This window comes from Escherichia sp. HH41S, from assembly GCF_009820115.1.
Taxonomy (GTDB): domain Bacteria; phylum Pseudomonadota; class Gammaproteobacteria; order Enterobacterales; family Enterobacteriaceae; genus Escherichia; species Escherichia coli_F.
In genome coordinates this window covers 76546-89507 of record NZ_VNXE01000119.1, presented here as the reverse complement: position 1 = coordinate 89507, position 12962 = coordinate 76546, and the positions used below count along the sequence as shown (strand labels likewise).

Annotated in this window: 18 protein-coding genes; 10 read left to right on the top strand and 8 right to left on the bottom strand. The window is 46.9% G+C overall.

From position 1 onward, the window contains the following. The first annotated feature begins 29 nt into the window (after window positions 1-29). From FQZ95_RS22400 to yeaK, 4 genes are all read left to right on the top strand, one after another. The gene (locus tag FQZ95_RS22400; protein ID WP_032303191.1) at window positions 30-1313 is read left to right on the top strand and encodes a YeaH/YhbH family protein; all 1284 of its coding nucleotides are present in this window, start codon (window positions 30-32) and stop codon (window positions 1311-1313) included. Between the two features lie 277 nt (window positions 1314-1590). After that, complete coding sequence (locus FQZ95_RS22395; RefSeq protein ID WP_123059825.1) at window positions 1591-2934, top strand: sensor domain-containing diguanylate cyclase; 1344 nt, start codon at window positions 1591-1593, stop codon at window positions 2932-2934. Between the two features lie 180 nt (window positions 2935-3114). Beyond that, window positions 3115-4605 carry a diguanylate cyclase DgcJ gene (gene dgcJ / locus FQZ95_RS22390; RefSeq protein ID WP_088541816.1) on the top strand — a complete coding sequence of 497 codons (1491 nt, stop codon included), beginning with the start codon at window positions 3115-3117 and terminating at the stop codon, window positions 4603-4605. A 42-nt stretch (window positions 4606-4647) separates the two neighbouring features. Next, complete coding sequence (gene yeaK / locus FQZ95_RS22385) at window positions 4648-5151, top strand: mischarged aminoacyl-tRNA deacylase (RefSeq protein WP_000138043.1); 504 nt, start codon at window positions 4648-4650, stop codon at window positions 5149-5151. Here the strand turns inward: yeaK and yoaI are convergent, their stop codons facing one another. Continuing rightward, window positions 5152-5256 (bottom strand): small membrane protein YoaI, encoded by a 105-nt coding sequence (gene yoaI / locus FQZ95_RS22380; protein ID WP_000999630.1) that lies wholly within the window; start codon window positions 5254-5256, stop codon window positions 5152-5154. Window positions 5257-5425: 169 nt separating this feature from the next. Here yoaI and FQZ95_RS22375 point away from each other — a divergent pair, with 169 nt between their 5' ends. Continuing rightward, window positions 5426-5872, top strand: a complete 447-nt coding sequence (locus tag FQZ95_RS22375; protein WP_000460707.1) for a DUF441 domain-containing protein — start codon at window positions 5426-5428, stop codon at window positions 5870-5872. On the opposite strand, the gene nimR is transcribed toward FQZ95_RS22375, so the two are convergent. After that, a complete protein-coding gene (gene nimR / locus FQZ95_RS22370) occupies window positions 5829-6650 on the bottom strand; it encodes a DNA-binding transcriptional regulator NimR (RefSeq protein ID WP_088541815.1) in 822 nt (273 codons plus the stop codon). The genes FQZ95_RS22375 and nimR overlap by 44 nt on opposite strands. A 96-nt stretch (window positions 6651-6746) precedes the next feature. On the opposite strand from nimR, the gene nimT reads away from it, so the two are divergent. Together nimT and FQZ95_RS22360 are read left to right on the top strand one after the other, a co-directional pair. Next, window positions 6747-7928, top strand: coding sequence for a 2-nitroimidazole transporter (gene nimT, locus FQZ95_RS22365; protein ID WP_160530691.1), 1182 nt, complete (start codon window positions 6747-6749; stop codon window positions 7926-7928). A gap of 54 nt (window positions 7929-7982) precedes the next feature. Further along, window positions 7983-8330 (top strand): DUF488 domain-containing protein, encoded by a 348-nt coding sequence (locus FQZ95_RS22360; protein WP_001025381.1) that lies wholly within the window; start codon window positions 7983-7985, stop codon window positions 8328-8330. A 21-nt stretch (window positions 8331-8351) separates the two neighbouring features. Here the strand turns inward: FQZ95_RS22360 and yoaF are convergent, their stop codons facing one another. Further along, window positions 8352-8606 carry a DUF333 domain-containing lipoprotein YoaF gene (gene yoaF, locus FQZ95_RS22355; protein WP_000691930.1) on the bottom strand — a complete coding sequence of 85 codons (255 nt, stop codon included), beginning with the start codon at window positions 8604-8606 and terminating at the stop codon, window positions 8352-8354. Window positions 8607-8788: 182 nt separating this feature from the next. On the opposite strand from yoaF, the gene dgcP reads away from it, so the two are divergent. The 3 genes from dgcP to yoaJ are packed head-to-tail and all read left to right on the top strand — an operon-like array spanning window position 8789 to window position 10022. Then, a complete protein-coding gene (gene dgcP / locus FQZ95_RS22350; RefSeq protein ID WP_024212062.1) occupies window positions 8789-9814 on the top strand; it encodes a diguanylate cyclase DgcP in 1026 nt (341 codons plus the stop codon). A 32-nt stretch (window positions 9815-9846) separates the two neighbouring features. Then, on the top strand, window positions 9847-9945 hold the full coding sequence (locus tag FQZ95_RS22345; protein WP_001219350.1) for a YoaK family small membrane protein: 99 nt from the start codon (window positions 9847-9849) through the stop codon (window positions 9943-9945). Window positions 9946-9947: 2 nt separating this feature from the next. Then, a complete protein-coding gene (gene yoaJ, locus FQZ95_RS22340; RefSeq protein WP_001386836.1) occupies window positions 9948-10022 on the top strand; it encodes a protein YoaJ in 75 nt (24 codons plus the stop codon). 58 nt (window positions 10023-10080) lie between these two features. Here the strand turns inward: yoaJ and FQZ95_RS22335 are convergent, their stop codons facing one another. The 5 genes from FQZ95_RS22335 to dmlR all read right to left on the bottom strand — a co-directional run bounded on the left by FQZ95_RS22335 (window position 10081) and on the right by dmlR (window position 12883). After that, complete coding sequence (locus tag FQZ95_RS22335; RefSeq protein WP_000512153.1) at window positions 10081-10329, bottom strand: GlsB/YeaQ/YmgE family stress response membrane protein; 249 nt, start codon at window positions 10327-10329, stop codon at window positions 10081-10083. A gap of 147 nt (window positions 10330-10476) precedes the next feature. Then, window positions 10477-10659, bottom strand: coding sequence for a DUF1869 domain-containing protein (locus FQZ95_RS22330; RefSeq protein WP_000513737.1), 183 nt, complete (start codon window positions 10657-10659; stop codon window positions 10477-10479). A 3-nt stretch (window positions 10660-10662) separates the two neighbouring features. After that, a complete protein-coding gene (yeaR, locus tag FQZ95_RS22325; protein ID WP_160530689.1) occupies window positions 10663-11022 on the bottom strand; it encodes a DUF1971 domain-containing protein YeaR in 360 nt (119 codons plus the stop codon). 172 nt (window positions 11023-11194) lie between these two features. Continuing rightward, a complete protein-coding gene (gene leuE / locus FQZ95_RS22320) occupies window positions 11195-11833 on the bottom strand; it encodes a leucine efflux protein LeuE (protein WP_105276943.1) in 639 nt (212 codons plus the stop codon). A 126-nt stretch (window positions 11834-11959) separates the two neighbouring features. Next, window positions 11960-12883: a DNA-binding transcriptional regulator DmlR gene (gene dmlR / locus FQZ95_RS22315; RefSeq protein WP_001353156.1), complete on the bottom strand. Its 924-nt coding sequence runs from the start codon at window positions 12881-12883 to the stop codon at window positions 11960-11962. Window positions 12884-12962: the final 79 nt, after the last annotated feature.

Genomic DNA, 12962 nt, shown 5'->3' with positions numbered 1-12962 from the left:
ACAGTTGGCAAATGTAGTACGGGGGGCATATGACCTGGTTTATTGACCGGCGTCTGAACGGCAAAAACAAAAGCATGGTGAATCGCCAGCGTTTTTTACGCCGTTATAAAGCGCAAATTAAACAGTCGATCTCCGAGGCCATTAATAAGCGTTCGGTGACTGACGTCGACAGCGGCGAGTCCGTATCCATTCCAACGGAAGATATTAGCGAACCGATGTTTCATCAGGGACGTGGCGGCCTGCGCCACCGCGTTCATCCGGGCAATGACCATTTCGTCCAGAATGACCGCATTGAACGCCCCCAGGGCGGCGGCGGTGGTTCCGGCAGTGGTCAGGGCCAGGCCAGCCAGGATGGTGAAGGTCAGGATGAATTTGTCTTTCAGATTTCGAAAGATGAGTATCTTGATCTGCTCTTTGAAGATTTGGCCTTACCGAATCTGAAACAAAACCAACAACGCCAGCTGACCGAATATAAAACGCATCGGGCGGGTTATACCGCTAACGGCGTTCCTGCCAATATCAGCGTTGTGCGTTCATTGCAGAACTCACTGGCGCGACGCACAGCCATGACGGCGGGCAAGCGGCGGGAACTTCATGCGCTGGAAGAGAATTTGGCCATCATCAGCAACAGTGAGCCTGCGCAACTACTGGAAGAGGAACGTCTGCGCAAAGAAATTGCAGAATTACGTGCCAAAATTGAACGCGTCCCTTTTATTGACACCTTCGATTTACGTTACAAGAACTACGAAAAACGACCCGATCCCTCCAGCCAGGCAGTGATGTTTTGCCTGATGGACGTTTCGGGTTCAATGGATCAGTCCACTAAAGATATGGCTAAGCGTTTTTATATTCTGCTGTATCTGTTCCTTAGCAGAACGTATAAGAACGTGGAAGTCGTTTACATCCGGCACCATACCCAGGCGAAAGAAGTCGATGAACATGAGTTTTTCTACTCACAGGAAACTGGCGGTACCATTGTTTCCAGCGCCCTGAAACTGATGGATGAAGTGGTGAAAGAGCGTTATAACCCGGCGCAATGGAATATTTACGCGGCACAAGCATCGGACGGCGATAACTGGGCCGATGACTCTCCACTTTGCCATGAAATCCTGGCGAAAAAATTATTGCCCGTTGTTCGTTATTACAGCTATATCGAAATTACCCGTCGCGCTCATCAGACACTGTGGCGAGAATATGAACATCTGCAATCTACTTTCGACAATTTTGCGATGCAGCATATCCGCGACCAGGATGATATTTATCCGGTGTTCCGTGAACTATTTCATAAACAAAATGCAACAACCAAAGACTAAAACTATCAGCCGGGTAATCGTCGCCTGGCTGTTTTTTAGCACACTGTAAATCATCTCATTTATTATATACATTAACTTACAATCGCTTTAAATATGACAGCATAACCTTTACACAATTTAGTTCCAGAAAACAATCATTCGGAAAAATGCTTCGTTCAACACGTATTTACCCGTGTTATTCTTTAATTATTTTGCATCGTTACCGAAAATTGATCCTGGTCAAAACCATATATCTCTGCCATCAATAAAATCCAGCACTCACATTGCTCTCCTTTTTATGGTTTCTATGGGTACACAAAAATTAAAAGCTCAAGGCTTTTTTATTTTCAGCTTATTGCTGACGTTAATTTTATTTTGCATCACCACCTTATATAACGAAAACACGAATGTAAAACTCATCCCACAGATGAATTACCTGATGGTTGTTGTGGCTTTGTTTTTCCTTAACGCCGTCATTTTTCTTTTCATGTTAATGAAGTATTTCACTAACAAACAAATTTTACCAACACTCATTTTAAGCCTTGCATTTTTAAGTGGCCTTATCTATTTAGTTGAAACCATTGTAATTATCCATAAACCAATCAACGGCAGTACACTGATCCAGACAAAGTCGAATGATGTTTCTATTTTCTATATTTTCCGCCAACTCAGTTTCATTTGTTTAACCTCGCTGGCGCTCTTTTGTTATGGGAAAGACAACATCCTTGACAACAATAAGAAAAAAACTGGCATTCTGTTGCTGGCGCTGATTCCTTTTTTAGTTTTTCCCCTTCTGGCACACAATCTGAGCAGTTATAACGCTGACTATTCTTTGTATGTCGTCGATTACTGTCCGGACAACCATACTGCGACCTGGGGAATCAACTATACAAAAATATTGGTTTGTTTGTGGGCATTTTTACTGTTCTTTATTATCATGCGTACACGATTAGCCAGCGAACTATGGCCGTTAATAGCATTATTATGTCTGGCATCGCTATGCTGCAACTTACTTCTACTGACTCTGGATGAGTATAATTACACCATCTGGTATATCAGTCGCGGGATTGAAGTTTCCAGTAAACTGTTTGTTGTGTCTTTTCTGATTTATAACATTTTTCAGGAACTGCAACTCTCCAGCAAACTGGCAGTTCATGATGTACTGACCAATATTTATAATCGGCGCTACTTTTTCAACAGCGTAGAGTCATTATTGTCGCGACCTGTTGTTAAGGACTTTTGTGTCATGCTGGTTGATATTAATCAGTTCAAGCGCATCAATGCCCAATGGGGACATCGTGTGGGTGATAAAGTGCTGGTTTCAATTGTCGATATTATCCAGCAAAGCATCCGCCCCGATGATATTTTAGCGCGACTGGAGGGTGAGGTGTTTGGCTTGCTATTTACCGAACTCAATAGTGCCCAGGCAAAAATCATTGCGGAACGTATGCGTAAAAATGTCGAACTCCTGACCGGTTTTAGTAACAGATATGATGTTCCTGAACAAATGACCATCAGTATTGGCACGGTTTTTTCAACGGGTGACACGCGTAATATCTCGCTTGTCATGACGGAAGCAGATAAAGCCTTACGCGAAGCGAAAAGCGAGGGGGGCAACAAAGTGATTATTCATCATATTTAAGTGCAAAAATATTCAGAGCCATGCTTTTTGCGTGGCTTTTGCATACAATTTATTACTATTACCCCTAAATTTCCCCTCCCCAGCGGCGCAGAGATGAGTATAATTAGCGCCCCTGTGCCAGGCCGCAATCGAACTTTATCTGGTTTTCTCGTTTCACTAACCGAAGGAGTGCCATTTATCATGAAATTGCACCATAGAATGCTCCGGCATTTTATCGCCGCAAGTGTCATTGTGCTGACATCTTCCTTCCTTATTTTTGAACTTGTCGCCAGCGACAGAGCAATGAGTGCCTATCTGCGCTATATCGTGCAGAGAGCAGACTCCTCCTTTCTTTATGATAAGTATCAGAATCAGAGCATTGCCGCGCATGTGATGCGCGCTCTCGCTGCTGAGCAGTCGGAAGTGTCGCCAGAACAGCGGCGCGCCATCTGCGAGGCTTTTGAGTCTGCCAATAATACCCATGGTTTAAACCTGACTGCCCATAAGTACACGGGCTTACACGGTACACTACAAACCGCATCCACTGACTGCGACACAATTGTGGAAGCTGCGGCACTATTACCCGCTTTTGATCAGGCAGTGGAAGGCAACCGCCACCAGGATGATTATGGTTCAGGTCTTGGAATGGCCGAAGAGAAATTTCACTATTATCTCGATCTCAATGACCTCTATGTCTATTTTTATGAGCCGGTTAATGTTGAGTACTTTGCGATGAATAACTGGTCCTTCCTGCAGTCAGGAAGCATTGGCATCGATCGCAAAGATATTGAAAAAGTTTTTACCGGTCGCACCGTATTATCGAGCATTTACCAGGATCAGCGTACTAAACAGAACGTGATGAGTTTGCTGACGCCGGTATATGTCGCAGGGCAGCTAAAAGGGATTGTGCTGCTGGATATTAACAAAAACAATCTGCGGAATATCTTTTACACGCATGACCGCCCTCTCCTCTGGCGTTTTCTCAATGTCACGCTAACTGATACAGATTCAGGGCGCGACATTATCATCAACCAGAGCGAAGATAATCTGTTCCAGTATGTCAGTTACGTCCATGACTTACCGGGCGGTATTCGTGTCTCGTTATCCATTGATATTCTTTACTTTATCACGTCTTCGTGGAAAAGCGTTCTGTTCTGGATTTTGACGGCGTTAATTTTGCTGAATATGGTCCGGATGCACTTCCGTTTATACCAAAATGTGTCGCGAGAAAATATTAGTGATGCGATGACCGGACTGTATAATCGCAAAATTTTAACCCCTGAACTGGAGCAGCGGTTGCAAAAACTGGTGCAATCCGGTTCTTCGGTGATGTTTATTGCAATTGACATGGACAAGTTAAAGCAAATAAATGACACCCTCGGTCATCAGGAGGGGGATTTAGCGATTACGTTATTAGCTCAGGCGATTAAACAGTCGATTCGTAAAAGTGATTATGCCATCCGACTCGGTGGCGATGAATTCTGCATCATTCTTGTCGATTCGACGCCGCAAATTGCAGCACAACTGCCTGAACGTATCGAAAAACGTCTGCAACATATCGCGCCTCAGAAAGAGATCGGCTTCTCTTCCGGTATTTACGCGATGAAAGAAAACGATACGTTACATGATGCATATAAAGCTTCCGATGAGCGTTTATATGTCAATAAGCAGAACAAAAACAGCCGTTCATGATAACCTTCTGTGGTTGTTTGCTTGTAATCTCAGGAGCATGAAATGACTGAAATGGCTAAAGGAAGCGTGACGCATCAGCGGTTAATCGCTTTATTATCACAAGAAGGTGCTGACTTCCGCGTCGTTACCCATGAAGCGGTAGGTAAATGTGAAGCGGTGTCAGAAATTCGTGGCACCGCTTTAGGCCAGGGGGCTAAGGCACTGGTATGTAAAGTCAAAGGCAATGGTGTAAATCAACATGTTCTGGCGATCCTCGCGGCCGATCAACAGGCCGATCTGAGCCAACTCGCCAGCCATATAGGCGGATTACGCGCTTCGTTGGCCAGCCCGGCGGAAGTCGATGAACTCACAGGCTGTGTCTTCGGCGCGATCCCCCCTTTCAGCTTCCATCCAAAACTCAAACTGGTTGCCGATCCCCTACTCTTCGAACGATTTGATGAAATCGCCTTCAATGCAGGCATGCTGGATAAATCCGTTATTTTGAAAACCGCGGATTATTTGCGCATTGCGCAACCAGAACTGGTCAATTTCCGCCGCACTGCGTAACTAGCCTGTCCGTTCAATAAGCAGAACGGACAAAACCAGCACAACAGCAATGGCAAAAAACGATGACGTGATAATCAGTGTCTCGACAAACATTTGATCGTTCATAGTATGCCCCGGGGAGATAGCTGTTTTCACGTTATTGTTAGCGTGCACAAATGGCAGTTTGATGACAGTTCGCCTGATTTTTTATGCAAAAAACGTAAAGATTTTCTACTTCCTTCCTGCAGCAAGCGTAAAGTAAGCAGGCTTATTATTTTTTGGCAAGGAAACCACGATGTTTGATGTCACTTTGCTGATCCTGCTCGGGTTAGCTGCGCTGGGCTTTATCAGTCATAACACCACTGTCGCCGTTTCAATTCTGGTGTTAATCATTGTCCGCGTCACACCGTTAAGCACCTTTTTCCCGTGGATTGAAAAACAGGGGCTAAGTATCGGGATAATCATTCTGACGATTGGCGTTATGGCCCCCATCGCCAGCGGGACGCTACCGCCCTCAACTCTGATTCACTCGTTTCTGAACTGGAAATCGCTGGTGGCAATTGCAGTAGGCGTTATTGTCTCCTGGCTAGGTGGGCGCGGCGTGACGTTAATGGGCAGCCAGCCGCAACTGGTCGCCGGGCTGCTGGTGGGCACTGTTTTGGGCGTGGCGCTATTTCGCGGCGTACCGGTTGGCCCGCTTATTGCCGCGGGTCTGGTTTCGCTGATTGTGGGGAAACAGTAGTTAATCCCGCAATATATCGGCCTGGCGTTTGCCCCAGGCCTTTCTTAAACATAGTAATAAAGGCCGTTGTTGAATCATACCCCAGCGTATGAGCAACTTTCTGTACAGTATCGCCTTTCACTAATCCCTGAAGCGCCATAATCAGCTGTAACTGCTGACGCCACTGGCGAAAACTCAACCCCGTCTCTTTCACTATCAGCCGGGCAAGATTGCGTTCACTCATCGCAAAAAAGCCAGCCCATTGCCCCAATGAGCCCCACTCGACGGGCTCTTTCGCCATCATCTCCACCATCGTGCGGATTTTAGGATGAGAAGAAACGGGCAGGTGCAGCTGTTGTTGTGGCTGCTGAGGGAGTTCATCAAACAGGACCTGAATTAATCTGCGGGTCATCGGCTCAGCACGCTGAGTCGTCGTCCTGTTTGCCAGGGTTAAAATTAATTCCCGGCATAAGGGCGATATTTTCAATGTGCAACATGTTGTCGGCATTGTCACTGCGCTGGGTTCGATAAACAGAAAACAGAGTTCAGCGTTAGCTGTCACTTGATTGCTATGTTTCACCCCGCCCGGTATCCAAACCGCATATTGTGGCGGCACCATCCACAAAGCATTTTCCACCGTACAGGTAATTGCACCATGTAGTGCCAGTATCAACTGCCCTTTGCGGTGCTTATGTACAGGACTGGTTAACTCATCCGTTCCGGCGTGAATACAAAATGCGACCGCGGCTTCATGGTGTCGGTCGGGTTCATAGCCATTGAGATTCAACCTGTGCATCATTTTGTCCGAATTTAGCGATATTTTGTCATTTTAGCTTGATTCAACATAACAATAAAAACGGTAAGGTACAGCCTCGTTTGTAACAATGAGAAGCATATGACCTGTTCAACTTCATTAAGCGGTAAAAACAGGATTGTCCTTATCGCTGGCATTCTGATGATTGCCACAACATTACGCGTCACCTTTACCGGCGCAGCACCGTTACTGGATACGATTCGTTCCGCTTACTCGCTAACGACGGCGCAAACCGGCTTATTGACCACCCTGCCATTATTAGCCTTTGCGCTAATCTCACCGCTGGCCGCCCCGGTGGCGCGACGTTTTGGTATGGAACGTAGCCTGTTTGCCGCGTTACTTTTGATCTGTGCTGGTATTGCAATTCGCTCTCTCCCTTCGCCTTACTTATTATTTGGCGGTACAGCGGTCATTGGCGGTGGGATTGCATTAGGCAATGTCTTACTGCCAGGATTAATTAAACGCGATTTTCCTCATTCCGTCGCCAGACTTACCGGCGCATATTCCCTGACAATGGGAGCTGCGGCGGCACTGGGATCGGCTATGGTCGTGCCGCTGGCTTTGAACGGTTTTGGCTGGCAAGGCGCGTTGCTCATGCTGATGTGTTTTCCTCTGCTGGCTTTTTTTTTATGGCTGCCACAGTGGCGAAGTCAACAACATGCAAATTTGAGTACCTCACGCGCCTTACATACTCGGGGTATCTGGCGTTCGCCGCTTGCCTGGCAGGTAACATTGTTTCTTGGGATCAACTCACTCGTCTATTACGTGATTATTGGCTGGCTTCCGGCGATCCTCATCAGTCACGGCTATAGCGAAGCACAGGCGGGTTCACTGCATGGTTTGCTGCAACTAGCCACAGCAGCTCCCGGTTTGCTGATCCCACTTTTCTTACATCATGTGAAAGATCAGCGTGGTATTGCAGCGTTCGTTGCCTTGATGTGCGCAGTGGGCGCGGTTGGGCTCTGCTTTATGCCAGCGCACGCGATCACATGGACTCTGCTTTTCGGTTTTGGTTCCGGCGCAACAATGATACTGGGGTTGACGTTCATTGGTCTGCGGGCAAGTTCTGCGCATCAGGCGGCGGCACTCTCGGGGATGGCACAATCCGTCGGGTATTTGCTGGCAGCCTGTGGGCCGCCGCTGATGGGTAAAATACACGATGCTAACGGTGACTGGTCCGTACCACTGATGGGTGTTGCAATACTTTCACTACTGATGGCGATTTTCGGACTTTGCGCCGGAAGAGACAAAGAAATTCGCTAATATCCGGTGCTATAGTGACGTGACAAATCATGCGTGAAAGGGAGAACAAATACGATGAATATTCAGTGCAAACGCGTTTATGATCCGGCTGAACAGAGCGATGGTTATCGCGTACTGGTCGACCGCCTCTGGCCACGTGGTATCAAAAAAACCGATTTAGCCCTTGATGAGTGGGATAAAGAAATCACGCCGTCAACGGAACTGCGCAAAGCCTTTCACGGCGAAGTCGTCGATTTTGCAACCTTTCGCGAGCAATATCTTGCAGAACTGGCGCAACACGAGCAAGAAGGAAAGCGGCTGGCAGACATCGCCAAAAAACAGCCGCTAACCCTGCTCTACTCAGCAAAAAACACCACGCAGAACCATGCGCTGGTGCTGGCAGACTGGCTACGTAGCTTGTGATTTTAGTGCAGCATCCGGCGGTTATTTTTCACCAGCCGGATGGTCCCGTCGCCACAATGCCCATTCATCAATCGTTTCACCGCCCGGTAATTTGCAATTGTTGCTGACCCCTTGCGCTGTCTGCACAGGAATGAGCGTCCCGCCCTTCTGCTGGCAATAGACCGACGCCGGATTTGCCATACCAATCTGCGGCGGTTTAGGTGCTTCTGGCTGAGAAGGGGTTGAACAACCAGCCAGGACCAGCAAGCAAGGCAGAACAAAACTGATAATTTTCATTTATTGATCTCACATATTTATCCAAGCTTAGAGTATCGCGGTATCGTTTTGTTTTGCAGCACTATTTTTATTACATTCACTCAAATCATATTACGCCTTGTTTCATCTTTGTTGTTGATGTTTTATCATGCCTGCAAAGATTAAATAATCAGCATTTACCCGCCGTATCCTGGAGTTGTTTCGTGTCAGATCAGATTATCGCCCGCGTCTCGCAATCCCTTGCCAAAGAACAGTCACTGGAAAGCCTGGTCCGACAGCTTCTGGAGATGCTGGAAATGGTCACTGATATGGAATCAACCTACCTGACCAAAGTGGATGTCGAAGCGCGCCTGCAGCATATAATGTTTGCCCGTAACAGCCAGAAAATGCACATCCCGGAGAATTTTACCGTCTCGTGGGATTACTCGTTATGCAAACGCGCCATTGATGAAAACTGCTTTTTCAGCGATGAAGTCCCCGACCGTTGGGGCGACTGTATTGCGGCACGCAATCTTGGCATCACCACATTTCTGAGCACGCCAATTCACTTACCGGATGGATCATTCTATGGCACGCTTTGCGCCGCCAGCAGTGAGAAGCGCCAGTGGAGTGAACGCGCGGAACAGGTTTTGCAGTTATTCGCCGGACTGATTGCACAATATATTCAAAAAGAGGCGCTGGTTGAACAGCTGCGCGAAGCCAATGCCGCACTGATTGCGCAATCGTATACCGACTCGTTAACCGGGCTACCGAATCGGCGGGCGATTTTTGAAAACCTGACGACGCTGTTTTCTCTTGCGAGGCATCTTAACCATAAGATAATGATCGCATTTATCGATCTGGATAACTTCAAATTAATCAATGATCGTTTTGGTCATAATAGTGGCGATCTGTTTCTTATTCAGGTTGGCGAGCGCCTTAATACGCTCCAGCAAAATGGCGAAGTTATTGGTCGTCTCGGCGGTGATGAGTTTTTGGTTGTTTCACTGAACAATGAGAATGCGGATATTCCATCGCTGCGAGAACGTATTCAACAGCAAATACGCGGAGAATATCACTTAGGTGATGTTGATTTGTATTATCCTGGTGCCAGTCTTGGCATAGTAGAAGTCGATCCTGAAACGACCGATGCAGACAGCGCCCTGCATGCTGCCGATATCGCGATGTATCAGGAGAAAAAACACAAACAGAAAACACCTTTTGTCGCGCATTCAGCGCTACATTCCTGAGGCGTATTCACATCCTTTTGATTGGTGATAACATGCGAATCGGTATTATTTTTCCGGTTGTAATCTTTATTACAGCGGTCGTATTTTTAGCATGGTTTTTTATTGGCGGCTATGCTGCCCCGGGAGCATAAAGATGAAAAAAACAACGATTATTATGATGGGCGTAGCGATTATTGTCGTTCTCGGCACTGAGTTGGGATGGTGGTAACGTCACATCTAAAAAATAGCAAAGGCTGCCTGTGTGCAGCCTTTGTGCAATTTACGCGTTAACTTTTGATCTTTCTGTAGATAAACAGCACGACAATCGCACCAATAACGGCAACCACGAAGCTGCCAAAATTGAAGCCATCGACTTTACCAAAGCCAAACAGCGTGCTGATCCATCCGCCGACTACGGCACCGACTATCCCCAGCAGGATAGTCATAAAGAATCCACCACCATCTTTACCTGGCATGATCCACTTCGCCAGAATACCGGCAATAAGCCCAAAAATAATCCATGACAGAATGCCCATTGTTTCCTCACTTATCTGTTTTGCATTAGCGGGTTAGTCGCTGATAAAAAGCATAGCACAACATCAGGAGGGCAAGATTTGTGACAAGCATCACGGAGGATTTTTTTGCGATGGCGCAGAAATTGCGCCATCTACGATCAGTGATAATTACCAACCACAAACATCATGTTCGTTTTCCGTGTCATAAGAACGCACGGTATTCACCAGATCTTTTATCACTTCAGCCGCCACTTCTGGCACCAGCAAAGTCATCGGCGTCTCTGTTTCATAATCGACAGAAACACCATTGCTGTTATTGGTAACGGTCACGGTATACGTTGCTTTGCCCATGATTCATTTCCCGTTATGAATGACTTTCCGTTGTTGCGCGCCTTCCATCAGGACTTCAGGAGCAACGAAGAAGTCAATGTTGAAATAAGTATCGTCAGTCATGGTTTCAATGTTGTGCCACTTTTCTGGCGGAAACACCGCAAACTGCCCCGCTTCGATAAGGATCACTTGATCAGGCTCTGTACTGTGTTCATCAGCGTAGCCGAGATATTTGACCGCCCCATGCATAACGGAAAGGCGTGGGTAAACCCCCGGGCGCGTTCCTTTATCAAGATGACGTTCGAATATTCCGGCAGGCGCAGTTTGTTTATTCCAGAAAGGCGTTGAGCGCGTATGAATATAATTCTGTGGGATTTGCAGCATCCTTTTCCCTCCTTCGGTGAATGCGCTGAAAACGGTTTATTTCAGCCGTTTCAGGGTACGCCTGATAATTTGCATTTTAAATACCATTTATTGGTTACTATTTAGCACCGTATCAGAGAAGAATCAGGGAGGATTACAGGTGGGAAGCCCGCGACAACGCGGGCTGAATGCATCAGGACTGGAGCGTCGCCAGTCGGGCGGCGAAACCCACAAAGATCAAACCAATCAGTGAGTTGCCCACTTTAGCCAGTTTCTTTTTGGTACGTATATACTGCGTGACAAAAGCACCAGAAATAATCAGGAAGCTCAAATAGCAGAAACTCACCAGTTCCAGCGTCGTCGCCAGAATAAAGAATGAAATTCCCGTATGTGGGGCATTAACATCGATAAACTGTACAAAAAACGACACATAGAACAAAATGGCTTTCGGATTAGTCAGGCTCAAAATTAACGCGCGCTTAAAGATGGCACCGTATTGGGGCTCGTCGGATTTGACCTCGCTATTTTTACCCTTCAGGGTCGCGTAGAGAATTTTACTCCCCAGGTAGAGCAAATAAAACGCACCAAGATAACGTACAATGTTGAATAATATCGGGGTGGTTTTAATTAATGTCGCCACTCCGGCCCATGCCAGAAACATCAATACTGCATCGCCAATAAATACGCCACAGGCCGCAAGATAACCGCCTTTGATACCGCTACTGACGCTATTTTTGAGTACAAACAGGGTATTTGGCCCTGGCACCAACACAATAAAAATGGCTCCAACCAGATAGGTCCAGTAATTCAGTACCCCGTATTCAGCGAACACATTAACCTCTTTAATTATCTATCGATCATGCGCGATTAAAGGTGAATATGCTAACCAATCTCTAGCGGCTTAGAAAGGAGAAAATCAGGGTTTAACCTGATATCAACCCGATAATTGAATCATTAATCAGGCGTGGTCCAGTGAAAAATTCGGGTAGTGCTCGGCAAAATACTGGCGTAAAAATTCTACCGTTATCCGCACTTTCGCTGACGTCGCCAGCCTTGAAACATAAACGGCCCAGACATTTGCTGGCTGGTAATACTCCGGTAGCACTTGCACTAAATGACCACTGGCAATATTTTCGCTGACATCCCACCAGGAGCGTAGCGCAATCCCCTGACCATCAAGACACCACTGATGAACAATTTCTCCATGATTAGACGACAGCGGGCCGGTGACTTTAATCGCATGGTGGCCTTCTTTATTGCGTAATTGCCAGATACCAAAAGGATGATCGCGCTCTTTAATGACCAGGCACGGCAATGCAGAAAGGTCGGTTAAATGTTTCGGCGTGCCATATTGCGCAATAAATTCCGGCGATGCGCAGAGAATACGGTAATTGGTCGCCAGTTTGCGGGCGATTAAGTTAGGTGCAATGTCATCACCAATACGAATATCGAGATCGACGCCTTCATTGACCAAATCGACCAGTCGGTCTTCCACATCAAAACGTAACTCCAGTTGCGGATACGCCTTCGCCAACGCCGATAACGCCGGAGCCACCACCTGCCGTCCAAAACCAAAGCTGCTGATAATACGCAACATCCCCTGCGGCACCTGACGCACGTCAGAAAGCTCGTCCATCATCTGGCCGACATCTTGCAAAATCCGCTGCGCCCATTCATAAATCCGCTCTCCTTCTTCGGTAATAGTGACGCGGCGGGTGGTACGGTGTAACAACACCACATTTAGCGTTTGTTCCAGCAAGGCGATGCGCTTGCTGACGAACGCCGGTGAAACACCCAATTCTTCTGCCACGGAGGCAAAACCAGCCCGGCGAGCCACTAGCATAAAGACGCGCAAATCGTTCAGCAGCGGTAAATTATTCATGATTCGTGTTTTATGTTTCACCAGTTACGGGGATTAATTCCTTTTCAGTCAATTATAGGATGAGGGTATTGTCAATTTT